Raw genomic sequence first — 2,756 nt, 5'->3', positions numbered from 1 at the left:
GGCGCCGATGGTGGTGTAGAGGTGGCTCCAGTCGACCGACAGGCCGACGCGGCGCCACATCTCCTCGAAGGCCTTCTCGTCGTCCCGGATGCGGCGGGACGGCGATCGACGCCGACGGCTACTGCGAGACGTGCGGCCTGCGCCAGCCGGCCGCACGCGACCACGTCGAGATCGAGCTGCCGGCCGCGTCCGGCGGCAACGGCACCCGCCCGGTCGTCGCGGCGGGCGCGAGCGACCGCGGCCGCCGCTACAGCCGCAACGAGGACGCGCTGGCCCTCGCCGCGCACCTGTCCGGCGTCGCGGCCGTCGTGTCCGACGGCGTCGGGTCCTCGCAGCGTCCCGACGAGGCGTCCCGCGCCGCGGCCGACACCGGCCTCGGCGAGCTGGTGGCGCGGCTCGACGCCGGGGAGGACGCCGAGGACGCCACCCGGCACGCGGCGCTGCGCGCGGCCGCCGCCGTCGCCGCGCTCGCCACCTCGCCGTCCGACGCGCCGTCGTGCACCTACGTGTCCGCGGTGACGCGCGGCCCGGCGGTCACGGTCGGCTGGATCGGGGACAGCCGCGCCTACTGGCTGGCCGCGGACGGCACCGCCGGGTCCGGCGGGGACGCCGCGGAGGGGCCCGCGCCCGACGAGATCGACGGGGCCGAGGTCAGCACCGGAGACATGGCCGAGCTCGGCGCGTCCCGCCGGCTCACCGAGGACGACTCGTGGGCCGCGTTCATGGTCGCCGAGGGGTCGCTGACCGAGGCGGAGGCGGAGGCGCACCCGAACGCGCACGTCATCACCGCGTGGCTGGGCGCCGACGCCGGGCAGGTCAGCCCGCACGTGGCGACGTTCCGGCCCGGCGGTCCCGGCACGCTGCTGGTGTGCAGCGACGGACTCTGGAACTACTTCCCGGCCGCCGCCGACCTGGCGGCCCTGCTGGCCGGCCCCGGCGGCGAGTCCCCGGGCCCGGCGGCCGACCCGCTCGGCGCCGCGCGGACGCTGGTGAGCCGCGCGCTGGAGGCCGGCGGCCGCGACAACATCACCGTCGCCGTGATCCCGGTCCCCTCCCCCGGCGGCTCCGGCGGCCGCGTCCACGAGAGCATCCCCCAGAGCACGGAGGAGCCCCGATGAGGGAGCCGCAGTTCAGCATCACCGTCGACCAGAACAAGTACCTGCCCGAGGGCGGCCGCGAGGTGCACGCCATCGTGTCCGTCGAGGCGGGCGCGGCCGAGGGCGCCCCCCTCCCGTCCTCGGCCCGGGCGTCCGAGGTCGTCATCATCGACACCTCAGGCTCGATGTCCTTCCCCGAGACCAAGCTGCGCGCGGCGATCGCGGCCGCGCAGGTCGCGGTCGACACGCTGCGCGACGGCGTGGAGTTCGCCGTCGTCTCCGGTTCCAACACGGCCACGATGGTCTTCCCCCGGCACCAGGGGACGGTCCCGGCGACGCCGGAGACCCGCGCGGAGGCCAAGCACTCGTTGAGCCGGCTGAGGGCGTCCGGCGGCACCGCGATCGGATCATGGCTGCGGCTGGCCGACGACATCTTCGGCGGCCGCGACGGCATCCGGCACGCGATCCTGCTGACCGACGGCAAGAACCAGCACGAGACGGCCGAGGAGCTCGACGCGGCCCTGGCCCGCTGCGGCGGGCGCTTCGTCTGCGACTGCCGCGGCGTCGGCACCGACTGGGAGGTCGCCGAGCTGCGCAAGGTCGCGTCCGCGCTGCTCGGCGGCGTCGGCATGGTGGCCGACCCGGCCGGGCTGGTCGAGGACTTCCGCGCCATGACGGAGGCGGCGATGGGCAAGTCCGTCGCCGACGTCGCCCTGCGCGTGTGGACGCCGCAGACGGCGCGGCTGCGGTTCGTCAAGCAGGTCTCCCCGGCGGTGGAGGACCTCACCGGCAAGCGCGCGGAGTCAGCGCCGCAGGCCGGCGACTACCCGCTCGGCGCGTGGGGCGCCGAGAGCCGCGACTACCACATCTGCGTCGAGGTGCCGCCGGGCGAGGTCGGCAAGGAGCTGCGCGCCGCGTGGGTGAAGCTCGTCGTGCCGGGCCCGCCGGGCGAGGAGGCGCGCGTCGTCGCGACCGCGAACGTCCTCGCCGAGTGGACCGACGACGAGGCGAAGTCCACCCGCATCAACCCGCGGGTGGCGGGCTACACCGGGCAGGCGGAGCTGGCCGCGGCGATCCAGGAGGGCCTCCAGGCCCGCAAGGACGGCGACCTCGACACCGCGACGGCGCGGCTCGGCCGGGCCGTGGTGCTCGCGGGCGAGGCGGGCAACGACGAGATCACCGCGATGCTCCGCAAGGTGGTGGACGTCGTGGACGAGGCGAGCGGTACCGTCCGGCTGAAGCGCGACGTCAACAAGGCCGATGAGATGGAGCTCGACACGCGCTCCAGCAAGACGGTCCGAACCCGCAAGGACGAGACGGTGACCACCCGGAGGGGCGAGGGCTGACCATGGCGAGTTGCCCCAGCGGACACACCTCGCAGGCACAGGACTACTGCGACGTCTGCGGCGAGCGCATCGAGGGCGCCCCCACCGGCGCGGCCTCCCTCCCGTCCGGCCCGCAGCCGTCGCTGGGCGGGACTCCGTGCCCCGACTGCGGGACCCCCAGCACCGACCGCTTCTGCGAGGCGTGCGGCTACGACTTCGCCATCGGCGGCGGCAAGCCCACGCCGTCGCCCGAGCCCGCGGCCCCGCCGGAGCCCGAGCCCGCGGTGCCCGTCCCGTCCGGGCCGGGCGCGGCGCGGGGGGGGGGGGGGGGGGG

2 protein-coding genes and 1 pseudogene are annotated in these 2,756 nt (G+C 76.3%); all 3 read left to right on the top strand.

The window, feature by feature from the left end; translation table 11 throughout:
• A partial coding sequence (locus tag AB0K37_RS41605; RefSeq protein WP_363991597.1) for a protein phosphatase 2C domain-containing protein occupies positions 1-1,118 on the top strand: 1,118 nt, incomplete at its 5' end.
• Positions 1,115-2,443 (top strand): VWA domain-containing protein, encoded by a 1,329-nt coding sequence (locus tag AB0K37_RS41600; RefSeq protein WP_363991594.1) that lies wholly within the window; start codon positions 1,115-1,117, stop codon positions 2,441-2,443. The genes AB0K37_RS41605 and AB0K37_RS41600, both read left to right, overlap by 4 nt.
• A 2-nt stretch (positions 2,444-2,445) precedes the next feature.
• Positions 2,446-2,756, top strand: a pseudogene (locus tag AB0K37_RS41595) (hypothetical protein); the annotation flags it as partial.

The organism is Actinomadura sp. NPDC049753 (assembly GCF_040674655.1).
Lineage (GTDB): Bacteria > Actinomycetota > Actinomycetes > Streptosporangiales > Streptosporangiaceae > Spirillospora > Spirillospora verrucosospora.
The sequence above is the reverse complement of the archived record's forward strand: the minus strand, read 5'-3'. Positions and strand labels throughout refer to the sequence as shown.